The organism is Cobetia sp. UIB-001 (assembly GCF_044789135.1).
Lineage (GTDB): Bacteria > Pseudomonadota > Gammaproteobacteria > Pseudomonadales > Halomonadaceae > Cobetia > Cobetia amphilecti.
Window position 1 is genome coordinate 1,924,885 of sequence record NZ_CP058244.1, and the last position, 13,945, is coordinate 1,938,829.

Genomic DNA, 13,945 nt, shown 5'->3' on the forward strand with positions numbered 1-13,945 from the left:
TTAATTATCAATAATCAACACGTTATTATGACCTGGATCATTTTTCTAGTACTCAGGCGTCAATTCTAATCGTTAAATCATGGTTTATTTGTGTTTCGGCTTTCTTTGGATCCCTCGGTTTCACTGCTCACTATGTCGACACCTCCTTTAGCCCTCGTTCTACTGGAGATCGGGGAGTCGAGTGTCAAATTCAATAACGCCTGGGAGAGGTGTTCGGATCATGCTCTGAGTATGATTTTTCTAATCGGACATGAGACTAAAGATCAAGTAGTGCTAACTGGTTAATTTAGCGGCAAAAAATGATTTTAATTTAAGATATGCTTATAAACTGTTGGCTGTTGAGGCGTGGCATACGTTGTTTAAACGCATGAAATATGTTTTCGAGAATAAAAAAGGCGCCACCCGCGAGGGTGGCGCCTTTGTCGGCCGGGGCGCGCCTTGTATCAATCAGCGCTGAAGTGGGCGGGCATTCTCTCCGCCTTGCCATTCATGGTAAGCGTCGATCTGTGCCTGGGAGGCTTCGATCGGCGTCTGCATGACAAACCAGGTGACGGGCTCAGAACATGGCGGGGTGGTAAGCGAGCCTGAGTACTGCCAGCCAGCATGTTCGCGTGGCAGCAGCAGGTTGGCAGACAGGCCGCTTGTCAGGGTCTCGGAGAGACCGCGCTGGGGCAGGCGGCTCAACAGGCGGCTGAGAGCCAGGTTGTCATGCCCTTCCTCGACCAGTACGGCCAGCACGGCCAGCTTGCCTTCCGGCGTGCTGTGCACCAGATGGATTTCCATGGCGGCACGCTTGCCGTCGATGGCGTGCTCTGACGGCACATGCAGGTGCACCTGCGACAGGGTGTACTGGGTGCCATCCAGCGTCATGGTATTGCCGCTGGCCCCTTCGATCTGCAGGGTGTGGCCCGTATCGCGCGTGACGAGCAGCGGCGAGTGGTAGTCGAGTTTCGGGCCCGCTTCATTCAGCGTGCGTGACTGGCTGTCGATATCGATCGGCGACTGCTGGCTGCCGGCCGAGCACTCGGCATAGCCCGGGGTGAGCTCTCCCCAATGCTCGGGGCCATTGGCTCCGGCGTTGGTGTCATCCGCGGATTCACTCGCATAGCTCCATTCGGTGACTGACGTGCCCGGGGCAGGCGACGTGGCAATGTCATCGGCGAGCGCCGGCAAGGATGACGACGTGGTGGCAAGCAGCACAGCCATGGCAAGTGGGCGTAACAGCGCGCGGGGCGACGAGGAAGAGGCTGGCATTGAGTTGTCCTTGCTCAAGAGTCCGTAACCGATCAGTGTCCTGAGCCGCCGTAGGCAGTCAGAACTCAGATGAATGAAGGCAGTCAGTGTGCCGGACTCAGGGGCGAGGTCAAGATGACGCTGGAGTGTCACTAGGGTGTCGCATTCCAGCGTCAGTTGTCGTGACAGTTATCGCGTCAGTAGTTACGACAGTTGTAAAGACAGTTGTCAAAACAGGGAGGGGGGAGCGGTGTCAGCGCTCGAGCCACAGGCATTCCACACTGTCACCGTGGTTGAGCTGTGTGTGGGGCGGAATCACGGCCAGTGCCTGAGCACCGGCGCAGGAAGAGAGTACCGCCGAGTTCTGGTCCGGGAAGGCATGCGCCTCAAGCTTCCCATCACTGCCGGGCGCCAAGGTGACGCGCAGATGGTCCTGACGGATGGCGGTGCGGGCTGAGAAGGCCGCGCGTACCGTGAGACGTTTCAGCTCGCGCAATGCAGCGCAGTCGGTCATCTCGCCCAGTAACGGACGAAGGAACAACCAGCCACCGACCCAGCTGGAGACCGGATTGCCCGGCAGGCCCACGACACGCACCGCGTCACCCCGGGGGCTGTTGATGCGCCCCAACGCCAGTGGTTTGCCCGGTTTGATGGCCAGGCGCCACAGATCCAGGCTGCCCAGCGCCTCGATGGCAGGGCGGACGTGGTCTTCCTCGCCGACGCTGACCCCACCGCAGGTGACGATCAGGTCAGCCTGTTGCGCCGCCGAAGCGAGAGCGTCACGGGTGGCCTCGAAGGTATCGGCCACATTGAGTGGCGCCAGCACCACCTCAGCCCCGAAGTCGCTGAGCATCTGGCTGAGCATCACGCGATTGGAATTGTAGATCTGGCCGGGCTTGAGCGGCTGGCCGGGTTCGATCAGTTCATCACCGGTCGCGAACAAGGCCACCCGTACCTTGCGGCGCACCAGCACGTGACTTGCCCCCTGGCCACACAGCAGGCCCAGCGCGGCAGCGTCCAGTCGCGTGCCCGCCGCGAGCAATCGACTGCCCTTGCTGACATCCCGGCCTTGAACGCGAATGTTGTCGCCGCGGGTGCGAGGCCCGGGCAGCCAGGCCAGGGTGGTGCCATCTTCGTTTTCACGCAGTGTCACCTCTTCCTGCATGACCACCACGTCGGCGCCGTCGGGGATTTCCGCTCCGGTGAACAGGCGGGCACAACTCGCCACGGCCAGCGGCGTGGCAGGCTGACCTGCCGCGATACGCTGACTGATCGGCAGCCAGGCACCGTCACCGATGTCCGCCACGCGGGCGCAGTAGCCATCCATCTGGGAGTTGTCGGCAGGCGGCACGTCAAGCTCGGCATGCACGTCCTCGGCGAGCACACGTCCTGCGGCGTCACTGACTGCCACGCGCTCGGCTGGCATCAGCGGGCAGCTGTCACGGAGCGCTACGAGTGCACTGGCCAGGGGCGCCAGCCTCTTGGCGCCGTCAGGCACGGCGTCACAGCCACACTCTGCCGCCGCGGAAGGCGGCGGCTGGGAATGTGGGTCTTTACTGGCGTCAGTGGGCATGGGTTCCGCGCTCCGGAATCACCAGATTGGCGAAGTTGCAGGGGCGGTGACGGCTGTCGAGCTGCTCCTTGAGGATGCCGTTCCAGGCCGTCTTGCAGGCGCCGGTGGAGCCGGGCAGGCAGAACACCACGGTACGGTTGGCCAGCCCGCCCAAACAGCGGCTCTGGATCGTCGAACTGCCGACTTCCTGGTGTGAAAGCTGACGGAAGAGTTCGCCGAAGCCCTGGATTTCCTTGTCGAGCAGCACGCGAATGGCTTCCGGCGTGGAATCACGCCCGGTGAAGCCTGTGCCGCCCGTCGTCAGGATGACCTGCACAGCCGGGTCCGCGATCCACTCGCTGACCACGGCGCGCAGTTGGTAGACATCATCGGGTACGATGCGCTTTTCATGCAGGGTATGGCCAGCCGCCGTCAGGTTGTCGACCAGGGCATCGCCGGAGCGGTCATTCTCTGCGGTGCGTGTATCCGAGACGGTCAATACCGCGATGGTGAGGCCGATCTGTTCGTCATTGCCGCTCATGATCAGTCCTTCTTGCCTTGTTGACGTGCCTCGAGCGCTGCCAGCTGCTCAGGGGTCGCCTTGGCCTGGTGATGTGTCTTCCACTCGGAATACGGCATGCCGTAGACATGCTCGCGCGCCGCATCGTAATCGAAGCTCACGCCGCGCTCCTCGCCAGCGGCCATCAGCCACTTGGACAGGCAGTTGCGGCAGAAGTCGGCGAGGATCATCAGATCGATGTTCTGGACATCCTTGTTGTCATCCAGATGCTTGAGCAGACGACGGAACGCGGCCGCTTCCAGCTCGGTGCGAGTCTGTTCATCCAGTTGGCTCAGGTCTTGTACGGCTTGAGGGGTCGGGTCGCTCATCGAATTCTCCTGAGAAGGCGCAGCCTGGCGCCTGCCTTCATGCTGTCGGGGTGCCTGGTGGGCCCAGGCGGGATATCTGAAACTTTACGCAACTAATGCAGAGCTGTGAACCAGCGCTGCACGCCTGTGGTTTGGTCTGTGGTTTGGCAGACGGATTGGCAGGCGGGTTGGCCGGTGGAGTGCCAGTGGGTGGCAGAGTCGCGAAAAAGTGTGCTCGGGCAAGCGAAAACGCCCGGCAGGCGAACCTGACCGGGCGTATTTTCACTCATCCAGAGGATGTCTGACGCCGCGCTAATTCGGACGCTGCTGACGTGCCAGGCTGTCGTCAGGCGCCGTGGCGGGGTCTGCTGCCGGGTCTGCCGCTTCGGCCTGCTTGACCTCGTCGTACCACAGATTGTGGTGCTGCTTGGCCCAGGTCTCATCGACATAGCCGGTCTTCATGCCCTCGAAGGCGCCTTCGGTACCGGCGGTGCCGATATAGATGTGGCCGAAGGACACCGCGATCAGCATCAGCGAGGCGATGCCGTGGAAGACATTGGCCCACTGCATGTTGTCACGCGTCTGGCCGAAGATCGGGAAGTCCAGCACCAGCCCGCTGGCAATCACTACCAGGCCGACCGTCGCCAGAATCCAGTACCAGGCCTTTTCCCCGCCATTGGCGAAGCCGGCATCCGGATGCTTGCCCTTCATCATGCCGCCGCCCTGACGGAACCAGTCAAGGTCATGCTTCCTGGGAAGATTGAGCTTCAGCCACTTGGCCAGTACCAGGATCAGCATGATCGAGAACAGGGGCCCCACATAGTTGTGGATCACCTTGGTCGCCATGATCATGTTGGCCCAGAACACGTCCCCGAACACATTGCGGAACACGAACTTGCCCCACAGCAGATTGATGCCGGTGATGGCCAGCGTCAGGAACAGCGTCGCCAGCGTCCAGTGCATGGCACGCTCCAGCGCCGTCCAGCGCAGCATCAGCTTGCCGCTGCGCGGGTGGTCCAGATTGTTGCGTCCCACCAGCAGGTAGAAGATCACCAGCACGGCCAGCATGCCACCCAGTGCGATCAGGCCACCCGGTGAGATCCAGCGATTGCGGATCTGACGCCAGGTCTCGCCGCTCTGGTTGATCAGGCTGTAGTTGGAGTCATGTCGGCTGTCGATGGAGTTGCCCCCATCCTTGACCTGCCGCCAGGTATCGGCGTCCACCGTGCCGACCGCCTGACCGATCTCGCCGTCAGGGTTCGCGGCCAGTGCCTGAGGAGCCAGCCAGAGACTGGCCAGCATCAGGCACAGGAACATGGCGACCACGGTCAACCGTGAAGCTGTAAAGTGCGCGCGCATGTCGCCTCCTTACCCCTTGCGGGCTGCGTCGTAGGCCAGGTGGTCCGCCTGCTGAACGCTGCTGGTGGTCAGGTTGGCAGACGTCTCCGGATGGCTGGCCTTGTCGACCGGCGACCAGGCGCCGTCTTCATGGCCACGGTAGACCACACGCTGACGGAAGATGTCGGAGACGGTCTCGGCATCGCCGGCCAGCAGGGCCTTGGTGGAGCACATCTCGGCGCACAGCGGCAGCTTGCCTTCGCTGATGCGGTTGGCGCCGTACTTCTCGAACTCTTCTTCCGGGCTCTCGGCCGGGCCACCGGCACAGAAGGTGCACTTGTCCATCTTGCCGCGCTCGCCGAAGGCGCCTTGCTGCGGGAACTGCGGGGCGCCGAACGGGCAGGCGTACAGGCAGTAGCCGCAGCCGATGCAGATGTCCTTGTCGTGCAGGACGATGCCGTCATCGGTCTTGTAGAAGCAGTCGGTGGGGCAGACCGCCATGCACGGCGCGTCATCGCAATGCATGCACGCCACCGAGATGGAGACTTCACTCGGCTTGCCGTCGTCCAGGGTCACCACGCGGCGGCGCTGAACGCCCCACTCGGTCTCGTTGGCGTTCTTGCAGGCTGTCACGCAGCCATTGCACTCGATGCAGCGCTCTGCATCACACAAAAATTTCATCTGGGCCATGGTGCTTCTCCTTCACGGCCTGTCGCCGGGTTCCTCGGTCAACAGGCCGGATGATTCTGGTAACGGATACGTCCGATCGTGTCTTGCGCTGCGTCCGGGCCGCGTCATCGAGACGCGGCTGTCACTCGAATCAGGCGAGGCTGACGCGGCACAAGGTGACCTTGGTTTCCTGCATCAGGGTCACGGGGTCGTAGCCGTAGGTGGTCGCGGTATTGGCCGATTCACCGAGCACATAGGGCACGGTGCCTTCCGGATAGCGGGACTCGAGGGATTCGCCTTCGTAATGCCCACCGAAGTGGAAGGGCATGAAGACGACATCCGGGCCGACACGCTCGGTGACCATCGCCATCACCTTGACGCGGCCGCCCTCAGCGCCCTCGACCCACACCATGTCGCCGTCCTTGATGCCCTGGTCATTGGCCAGTGCCGGATTGATCTCGACGAACATCTCCTGCTGCAGCTCGGCCAGCCACGGAATGGAGCGTGTCTCTTCGCCACCCCCTTCGTATTCCACCAGGCGGCCCGAGGTCAGGGTGATCGGGTACTTGGCGCTGACGTCCTTCTCCTGGATGGAGGCATAGAGCGTCGGCAGGCGATAGATGGACTCGGAATCCGGCCAGGTCGGGTAGTCCTTCACCAGGTCGCGACGCGCGGTATAAAGCGGCTCGCGGTGCTTGGGGATCGGGTCCGGGAAGGTCCACACCAGGGCGCGCGCCTTGGCATTGCCATACGGCATGCAGCCATGCTTGATGCACACGCGCTGGATGCCGCCGGAGAGATCGGTCTTCCAGTTCTTGCCTTCCGCCGCCTGCTTTTCCTCGGCCGTCAGGTCATCCCACCAGCCCAGCTGCTTGAGCAGCTTGTCGGTGAACTCCGGATAGCCATCCTCGATCTCGGCGCCCTTGGACCAGGAGCCTTCCGCGAGGATGTTGGTGCCGTTGTGCTCAACGCCATAACGCGCGCGGAAGTTGCCGCCACCCTCGGCCACCGTCTTGGAGGTGTCATACAGGATGGGCGAGCCCGGGTGCCCCATCTCCGGCGTGCCCCAGCACGGCCAGGGCAGGCCGTAGAAGTCGCCGTTGGCCGGGCCGCCGCGGGCCTTGAGCGTCTCGAAGTCGAAGGTGTGCCAGTTCTGCTGGTGTGCCTTCAGGCGCTCAGGGCTCTGGGCGGTGTAACCCACCGTCCACATGCCGGCATTGAACTCGCGCGTGATGTCCTCGACGACGGGCACGCTGCCCTCGACCTTGATATTGCGGAACAGCTCGTCGGCGAAGCCCAGCTTGCGAGACAGCAGGTACATGATCTCGTGGTCAGGCTTGGACTCGAACATCGGCTCGATGACCTGATCACGCCACTGCAGGGAGCGACTGGAGTTGGTCACGCTGCCGGTGGTCTCGAACTGGGTCGCGGCCGGCAGCAGGTAGACGCCGTCGGTACGGTCGTGCATGACGGCGGCGATGGTCGGGTAGGGGTCGACCACCACCATCATGTCCAGCTTGGCCATCGCCTTCTTCATCTCCGGCCCGCGGGTCTGGGAGTTGACGGCATGGCCCCAGTAGAACATCGCCTTGAGCGCGGTCCGCTGGGAGATGCGGTCCGGGTTCTCGAGCACGCCATCGACCCAGCGCGAGACGGTGATGCCGTTGGTGTGCATCGGCTTGCCGTCGTGATATTCGGTCTGGTCGTAGCGGTTCTGGATCCACTCGAAGTCGACGTTCCAGACCTTGGACCAGTGCTTCCACGCGCCTTCGGAGAGGCCGTAGTAGCCCGGCAGGGAGTGGGACATCAGGCCCAGATCCGTGGCGCCCTGGACGTTGTCGTGGCCACGGAAGATGTTGGCGCCGCCACCGGACTTGCCGATGTTGCCCAGTGCCAGTTCCAGGATGCAGTAGGCGCGGGTGTTGTTGTTGCCGGTGGTGTGCTGAGTGCCGCCCATGCACCACACGACGCTGCCCGGACGGTTCTGGGACAGGCGGCGTGCGACGTCGAGCATGTCGGCCTCGGCTACGCCGGTGATGCGCTCGACTTCCGCCGGCGGGAACTTGGCGACTTCGGCACGCACTTCATCCATGCCGTAGACACGCTGCTGGATGTAGGCCTCATCTTCCCAGCCGTTCTCGAAGATGTGCCACAGCAGGCCCCAGATGTAGGCGACATCGGTGCCCGGACGCAGGCGCACGTACTTGTTGGCCTTGGCGGCGGTCCGCGTGAAGCGCGGATCGACGACGATGATCTCGGCGTTGGAGCGCTCCTTGGCCAGCAGGATGTGCTGCATGGCCACCGGATGCGCTTCGGACGGGTTGGAACCGATGAACAGGATCGAACGACAGTTGTGCATGTCGTTGAAGGAGTTGGTCATCGCCCCGTAGCCCCAGGTGTTCGCGACCCCGGCCACCGTAGTGGAGTGACAGATACGCGCCTGGTGATCGACGTTGTTGGTGCCGAACAGGGCCGCGAACTTGCGCATCAGGTAGGCCTGTTCATTGCTGAACTTGGCCGAGCCCAGCCAGTAGATGCTATCGGGGCCGTGCTCCTTGGTGAGCTCGAGCACCTTGTCGCCGACTTCCTCGATGGCCTGCTCCCAGGAGAGCTTCTTCCACTTGCCACCTTCGAGCTTCATCGGGTACTTGAGGCGACGGTCAGAGTGACCATGCTCACGCAGCGATGCGCCCTTGGCGCAGTGCGCGCCACGGTTGAAGGGGTGATCGAAGGCGGGTTCCTGCTTGGTCCAGACACCTTCCTGGACCTCGGCATAGACGCCGCAGCCCACGGAGCAGTGTGAGCAGATGGTGCGCTTCGTCTCGACCGGCGCATCAGACACTTCGGTCTTGGCTTCGGCGCGTTTCATCATCGGGGCGGCCATGAAGCTCGCGGCGGCAAGGCCGCCGGTGGCGACACCGCTGCGTTTCAGGAACTGGCGGCGGTTGATACCGAGTCCTGAGGTCTCTTTGGCAGAGGGGGTGGGGGTCAGTCGCATGACATCATCTCTCCTCGTCACCCGAATCATTGCCCGGGCCGCGCGAGCGGGTCAGGGGGCAATGTCGGGAGCGGCGGTCTTTCAGATCAGGGGCAGTCCTGATCCGTGCCGACTTGTCACTGTCGATGGCGGGCGGAAACCTCTCCGCGCTGCCCGTTGTTCAGGCCGCTGGCCGCGCGCATGGCGCAGGCTCAGGGCACTGTCTGTCTAGCATTCAGTCACGCAGCGTGGCGTAGAAGGCCTTGACGTGATCACTCTCGCGATAATTGTCAGTGCCCTTGTCCTTGACGGGGGCCTCTGGCGCGGCCTGGTCCGGAATCACGGCACCGGCCAATGACCCTGCTGCGGCAACCCCTACGGTGCTGGCGCCCAGTACGCGCAGGAATTTGCGGCGCCCCTGGCGCGCCTGGTTATGGCTGTCTTTTGCGTCATCAGTCTTCATGCTGATCTCCTGTCGGCAATGCTGCTGGGTGATGCGAGAAGGTTAGCGTTGCAGTCTCTAATGTTGCTTCACGTCATGCGTGACATCAGTGTCTTGCGTCGGGCGCCACACTGGCTGGCGTGACGAGCTGGACGGCCTCGGCCGTCACCTGCTCGCCAGAGTTGTTTTCGGTCGCCGCATGCAGCGGGATCGAGTCACCGAGGTTCAGGCGCTCTGCCCGCAGGAAGGCCTGCCCCAGGTAGCCGACGGCGGCATAGAAGGGGCTCTCGCGTCCCGCGAGGTCGGCGCAGCAGCGCTCGCCCCAGCTGGCCACATGGCGGCGGAAGAAATTGACCTGCTCGCCGGGCACCTCATCGATCAGCATGGCCATCACTTCGCACAGTGCGCCGAGATGATCCTCGGGCTCATGCACATCGCTCTGGCGTTCGAAGCCGAGACGTTTCAGGTCCTGGCGCAGGGCGACCAGCGGCATCTCCATCAGCGAGCCGGTGAGGTACCAGCTGGCGTAGGGCACTACCTCGCCCTGCACCACGCCTACCAGGCTCTGGAAGAAGTCGTCTTCCAGACGGCGCGAGTCGCTGACGCGGGCGGCCAATGACAGCGACGCCAGCGCGCGCGGCAGTTGCTGCTCGGCGGCCCCGGGCAGGCTGATGGCGTCATGGTCGAGTTCGGCCAGAAAGTCGATCAGTTCCGCATCCGGCGCCGCGCGCAACAGCCGCGCCAGCAGCCGGTAGAGGTCGGCGCGCAATGCCTGCTGTTCTTCACTATGGCTTATCAGAGAGTCGGCCGCAGGGGTGTCAGGTGCACGATCGTCAGTCCCACCTGCTGCAAAGTCGTCGGGAGTCGACGTGGGTGATGTCATTGGCTCAAACCTTGAGTTGGGCATCGGGATTACGTGCCATTTCGTGCCAGATGTCCTTGACGCGGCAGTCGCTGCACATCTTCAGGCGCAGTGCGCCATCGCCCTGGAAGTAGGCATGCGAGGCCAGTTTGGTCTGCATCGCCGTGATGGTGGCGGTGGAGCCGAACGGCGTGCCACAGCTGATGCAGGGGAAGGGCACATCCTGCTTGATCAGCTGCGGTTCGCGGCGCACGTCGGGCTGCGGAGCAAAGCCAGTCGTCAGGGTGATGACCTGCTCCGGGCATGCCTGCTCGCACAGGCCACACTGCACGCAGTCACCTTGAGTGAAGGATAGTGCAGGCGACGTGCGATTGGCCGAAAGGGCGCTAGTCGGGCAGACGGCGACGCATCCCTGACACAGCGTGCAGTTGTCGCTGTCGACGTTCACCACGCCGAAGGGCGCGCCAGTCGGCACGGCGACGCTGTCCTGTGCCAGGTCCGCGACCGACAGGGTCGCCAGGTGATCGAGCACCCGATTGAGGCGTTCGCGCTTGCCGGGGCGTGCCTGCGGCTGACCCAGCAGCCAGTCACGGGCGATCGGCTGGCTGGGCTGCTGCTCTTCTTCGCTGTCAGCGCCCGGTGCCAGAGCGACACACAGCGGCGTGATCAGAGGCAGGGGGTCAGCCTCGTTGCTATCCATTTGTGGCAGGGCGGACGGCAAAGAGACGAAGCGGATGCGCGGCTCGCCACTGGCCGCATTGGCAAGCCCCATGCTGTCGAGCAGGGTCACTGCCAGGCGCCGTTCGCTATCGAGCTGCTGGTGCTGGCCTGCAGGCAGGTCATGGGGCAGTTCGACGATGACCTGCGTCGCGCCGAGCGCGAGAGCGGCCAGCCACTCGTCGTGCCCGGTGGCGGAGATTTCCTCGAGGGTGATGTCGAGGCAGCGCTCCTGGTCGACACTCGCCAGGGCAGTCTGCGAGGCAGGGGATTGTTCCAGGCGATAGCGCAGCAGCGGGTAGAGGCCACCGCCATCCTGATAGCGCTCCAGCAGGCGCTGGATCTGCTCCATGCGCTGCTCGGCCGGGGGCTGGGTGAAACTCAGCGCGCCGGTCGGGCAGGCGCTGACGCAGCTGGCCGCGCCGTGGCACAGGTAGGGGTCAATCTCGATATGCGCATTGCGGCGACCGGCCACCGAGAAGATGGCATCGGCGCTGCACGACGACAGGCAACGCGTACAGCCGATATTGCCGGCACTGGAATGCGCGCAGGTATCGAGATTGACGGTCACGTAATTCGGTTTGTCGAAGTTGCCGATCAGGCCCGCGAACTGCATCGCCCAGGCGGTCAGCTGTGACAGTAATTGCTGGTAGGCTTCGGCATCGGCGACCAGCTGATCCAGCTCGGCGATGATGTCCGCGCCGGCTTGCAGATAGCCGGGCGGTGGCAGTTCCGCCTGGTTGAGCGGCTGGCTGGACAGGTCGGCGATCAGGTCGAAATGGGTCGCGCTGCCGGTACCTTGCGGCACCAGTGCGGCGGCCAGATTGACGCCATCACTGGCAAGGCTGAACTGGCCGAGGTGACCGCTCAGCGCGAGCATGTCACGCGGGGCACTGTGCACAGGCAGCGACTCACTGGCGGCGAGATGCTGTTCATCCATCGTCACCAGCGCACTGTTGTCCTGCTCACTGATCAAGAGTGCCACCGGCAGCTGAGCGGTGGCCGGCAGGCGGGTCAGCAGACTCGCCAGTGCTCGCACTCGCGCTTCGCTGCCGATGATCACGGTGCGTCCCTGACTGTGATAGCGGATGGGGGCGCTACCGGCATCCGTCGCCAACAGCGGCAGACTTGAGGTAGGCGAGCCACCCATGGCGGATGACAGGGCGCGTTGGCGTGCTTGTTGATTGAGGGCGCGCTGAGCGCTCTCGAGGCTTGAGCTGAGCATCCTCATCCTTATTCGGTCGTGGCGGACCTTGCATGCAAGCTGCCGTCAGGTGGCAGGCGGATGATGCAGGTCCCGGTCGTCGCTGATTCTCGCGGTCTCTCGCGGTCTTTCGCGGTCAGGGCCGGGTCGGCGATCGACAGTCGTTCAGTGGGGGATTCATGACAGGCCAACCATCTTTGCATGCTGTTGATGACATTGACGTTTTCACGCCCAGTGAGAAGAGGGGCGCGGTCAGGTCGCGCAGGCACTCATCAGCGCAGACGGTTGACGTCCGTCATCATCTTCAAGGGTTGGCATGTCATGCTGAATCTTGCATGTGCGTTGCAGTGAGTGCGCCTTGATGAGGCGCGTCAGGGTGACTCATGAGGCATCAGGATGACCTCGGTCAGACGTGTCCGGCTTGCTCGTGGGTCATAATGACTCATGCTGGTTGTGCGGCGCGTCATCCTGACGCCCTGGCGTCCTGAGCCCTGACACGCTCATCTCTGGCGATGGAGGCGTTTATGGGGCCAGCCCCGGGTCACGGCTTATGGCGGACGCCGCTGTCATCATCTGACGCGGGAGCTGGCTCGCGCGAGTCTTCTGCTGGTATCGCTTGCGGGTCAGGCGACTCGAGTATCTCGTCGCTGGGCGTCGCGTGTGACTCGTCCACTGGCGCCTCACCGTCAGGCGCCTGCTCGGCGATCTGGTCGTCTGTCTCCAGCGTCGTATCCACCTGGGGTGTCTCGCTTGCCTCATCGAGCTTTTCCAGGCCTTCTTCGACCTTGCGGGTCCAGCTGCGCAGCGTGTCGGCGACACCTTCGGCGAGCGGGCGCATCTGGGAAAAGTCCTGGTCGTAGTCATCCAGCCCATCGCGCACCGAGTGCTCGCCCCCCATGAAGATACGTCGCAGCGCACGCTGGCGTAGCGCCGGGTCCACGCCGCTCTGCATGAAGGCGCTGATGTCGGCGTCTGGAGTCAGGGTGTCGGGGTCTGGCAGCTCGATGACTGGCGCTTCAGCGTTGTCAGCGTCCGATGCCTGCTGATCGCTCTCGGCTGATGCCGGTTGTGCTGCGTGTTCTGTTGCCGAGGAGGGACTATCGCAGCCCAGGGCTTCGTGCTGCGAGTCGCGCGCTGCAGGGGTGTCAACGCTGTTGTCAGAGACGACTCCCGCCTGTGACGGCGGGAGGCTGTCGCCTTTGGTCACCTCGGTGCTGTCCGGCTGTGCCAGTTGGTCTTCACGGCGGCTGTCGCCTTGCTTGCGGCGTGACCAGCGCGAGAACAGGCCTTCATTGGCCCGACTTGCGTTATCGTCATGCTGGCTCATGACGTGCTTTCCGTACCATCACCGGGCTGATGCGGCTTGCTGGGCGTCGCGGCGTGCTGCTCTGCCTGACTGGCGCGCCCGGCGCCCTTGCGTTTCTTCTTCTTGCCTTCGTCGAGTCGTTCGCCGTGACGCGCGAGGTAGGCTTCCAGCCACACCATCAAGGCCGGTGGCATCGGCACGTCCAGCACCAGCTGGTCGCCATCCATCCAATGCGATGCCACTTCCTGACAGGCCGTCACCACGCGGGGCTGCATGCCGTCGGCTTCGCGCTCATCGCATTGGACGAACAGACGCGGCTGCTCGCAGCGCAGGTTGTAGCGGTAATCGGTGCGCTCAGTCAGGTGAAGTTGCAGCGGCAGGATGCGGCGATGCGCTACTTCATCAGCGGCGGCAGGCTCTGCTACGTGCGAGTCCGTCTCTGGCGTTGCAGAGGGCGAGAGGTCGGCAATCCGCCAGGTGTCGATGCTGAAGCGCCCCAGCTTCTGCGTGGTGGGTGCCAGGGTGACGCTCAACCAGCGGGTGTCGTCACTGCGGGGAGGGATGGATTCAGACATGGCTTCCTTGTTCACTGCTGTACCCGCAAGCGGGTCTGAAAAGAATGCTGCGATGGTGCTAGTGTGCAAGATACATGCCGGCGCATGCGATATCAGGGTCACCATCAGTCAGTGCGGGGACAGCTCAGCCATCGGACTGGTACTCTACGGCGATTCAGCGCAAGAATTGCCATTCCAACCGGCTCGATCAGGGAGACCCGAGT

12 protein-coding genes are annotated in these 13,945 nt (G+C 63.3%); all 12 read right to left on the minus strand.

All coding sequences use genetic code 11. The features are described 5' to 3' along the window. Window positions 1-447: 447 nt before the first annotated feature. The 12 genes from HA399_RS08095 to HA399_RS08150 all read right to left on the minus strand — a co-directional run bounded on the left by HA399_RS08095 (window position 448) and on the right by HA399_RS08150 (window position 13,742). Complete coding sequence (locus HA399_RS08095) at window positions 448-1,254, minus strand: carbonic anhydrase (protein ID WP_216060586.1); 807 nt, start codon at window positions 1,252-1,254, stop codon at window positions 448-450. Between the two features lie 232 nt (window positions 1,255-1,486). Continuing rightward, the gene (glp, locus tag HA399_RS08100; RefSeq protein WP_404326927.1) at window positions 1,487-2,731 is read right to left on the minus strand and encodes a gephyrin-like molybdotransferase Glp; all 1,245 of its coding nucleotides are present in this window, start codon (window positions 2,729-2,731) and stop codon (window positions 1,487-1,489) included. A 64-nt stretch (window positions 2,732-2,795) separates the two neighbouring features. Continuing rightward, window positions 2,796-3,326 (minus strand): molybdenum cofactor biosynthesis protein B, encoded by a 531-nt coding sequence (moaB, locus tag HA399_RS08105; protein ID WP_043333541.1) that lies wholly within the window; start codon window positions 3,324-3,326, stop codon window positions 2,796-2,798. A gap of 2 nt (window positions 3,327-3,328) precedes the next feature. Continuing rightward, window positions 3,329-3,673, minus strand: a complete 345-nt coding sequence (locus HA399_RS08110; RefSeq protein WP_054556717.1) for a DUF1244 domain-containing protein — start codon at window positions 3,671-3,673, stop codon at window positions 3,329-3,331. Window positions 3,674-3,964: 291 nt separating this feature from the next. After that, entirely contained in the window at window positions 3,965-5,011 is a 1,047-nt protein-coding gene (locus HA399_RS08115; protein WP_394805753.1) for a formate dehydrogenase subunit gamma, read from the minus strand. 9 nt (window positions 5,012-5,020) lie between these two features. Further along, window positions 5,021-5,680, minus strand: coding sequence for a formate dehydrogenase FDH3 subunit beta (gene fdh3B / locus HA399_RS08120; RefSeq protein WP_043333544.1), 660 nt, complete (start codon window positions 5,678-5,680; stop codon window positions 5,021-5,023). Between the two features lie 130 nt (window positions 5,681-5,810). Further along, on the minus strand, window positions 5,811-8,657 hold the full coding sequence (locus HA399_RS08125; RefSeq protein ID WP_082388779.1) for a molybdopterin-dependent oxidoreductase: 2,847 nt from the start codon (window positions 8,655-8,657) through the stop codon (window positions 5,811-5,813). Window positions 8,658-8,871: 214 nt separating this feature from the next. Further along, window positions 8,872-9,099, minus strand: a complete 228-nt coding sequence (locus tag HA399_RS08130) for a twin-arginine translocation pathway signal (protein WP_107334842.1) — start codon at window positions 9,097-9,099, stop codon at window positions 8,872-8,874. A gap of 85 nt (window positions 9,100-9,184) precedes the next feature. Further along, the gene (locus HA399_RS08135; RefSeq protein WP_404326784.1) at window positions 9,185-9,961 is read right to left on the minus strand and encodes a molecular chaperone; all 777 of its coding nucleotides are present in this window, start codon (window positions 9,959-9,961) and stop codon (window positions 9,185-9,187) included. Window positions 9,962-9,965: 4 nt separating this feature from the next. Beyond that, the gene (locus HA399_RS08140; RefSeq protein ID WP_404326785.1) at window positions 9,966-11,882 is read right to left on the minus strand and encodes a 4Fe-4S dicluster domain-containing protein; all 1,917 of its coding nucleotides are present in this window, start codon (window positions 11,880-11,882) and stop codon (window positions 9,966-9,968) included. A gap of 520 nt (window positions 11,883-12,402) precedes the next feature. Further along, window positions 12,403-13,188: a DUF3306 domain-containing protein gene (locus tag HA399_RS08145; protein WP_404326786.1), complete on the minus strand. Its 786-nt coding sequence runs from the start codon at window positions 13,186-13,188 to the stop codon at window positions 12,403-12,405. After that, window positions 13,185-13,742 (minus strand): DUF3305 domain-containing protein, encoded by a 558-nt coding sequence (locus HA399_RS08150; RefSeq protein ID WP_404326787.1) that lies wholly within the window; start codon window positions 13,740-13,742, stop codon window positions 13,185-13,187. The genes HA399_RS08145 and HA399_RS08150 overlap by 4 nt, the downstream gene beginning before the upstream one ends. Between the last annotated feature and the right edge of the window lie 203 nt (window positions 13,743-13,945).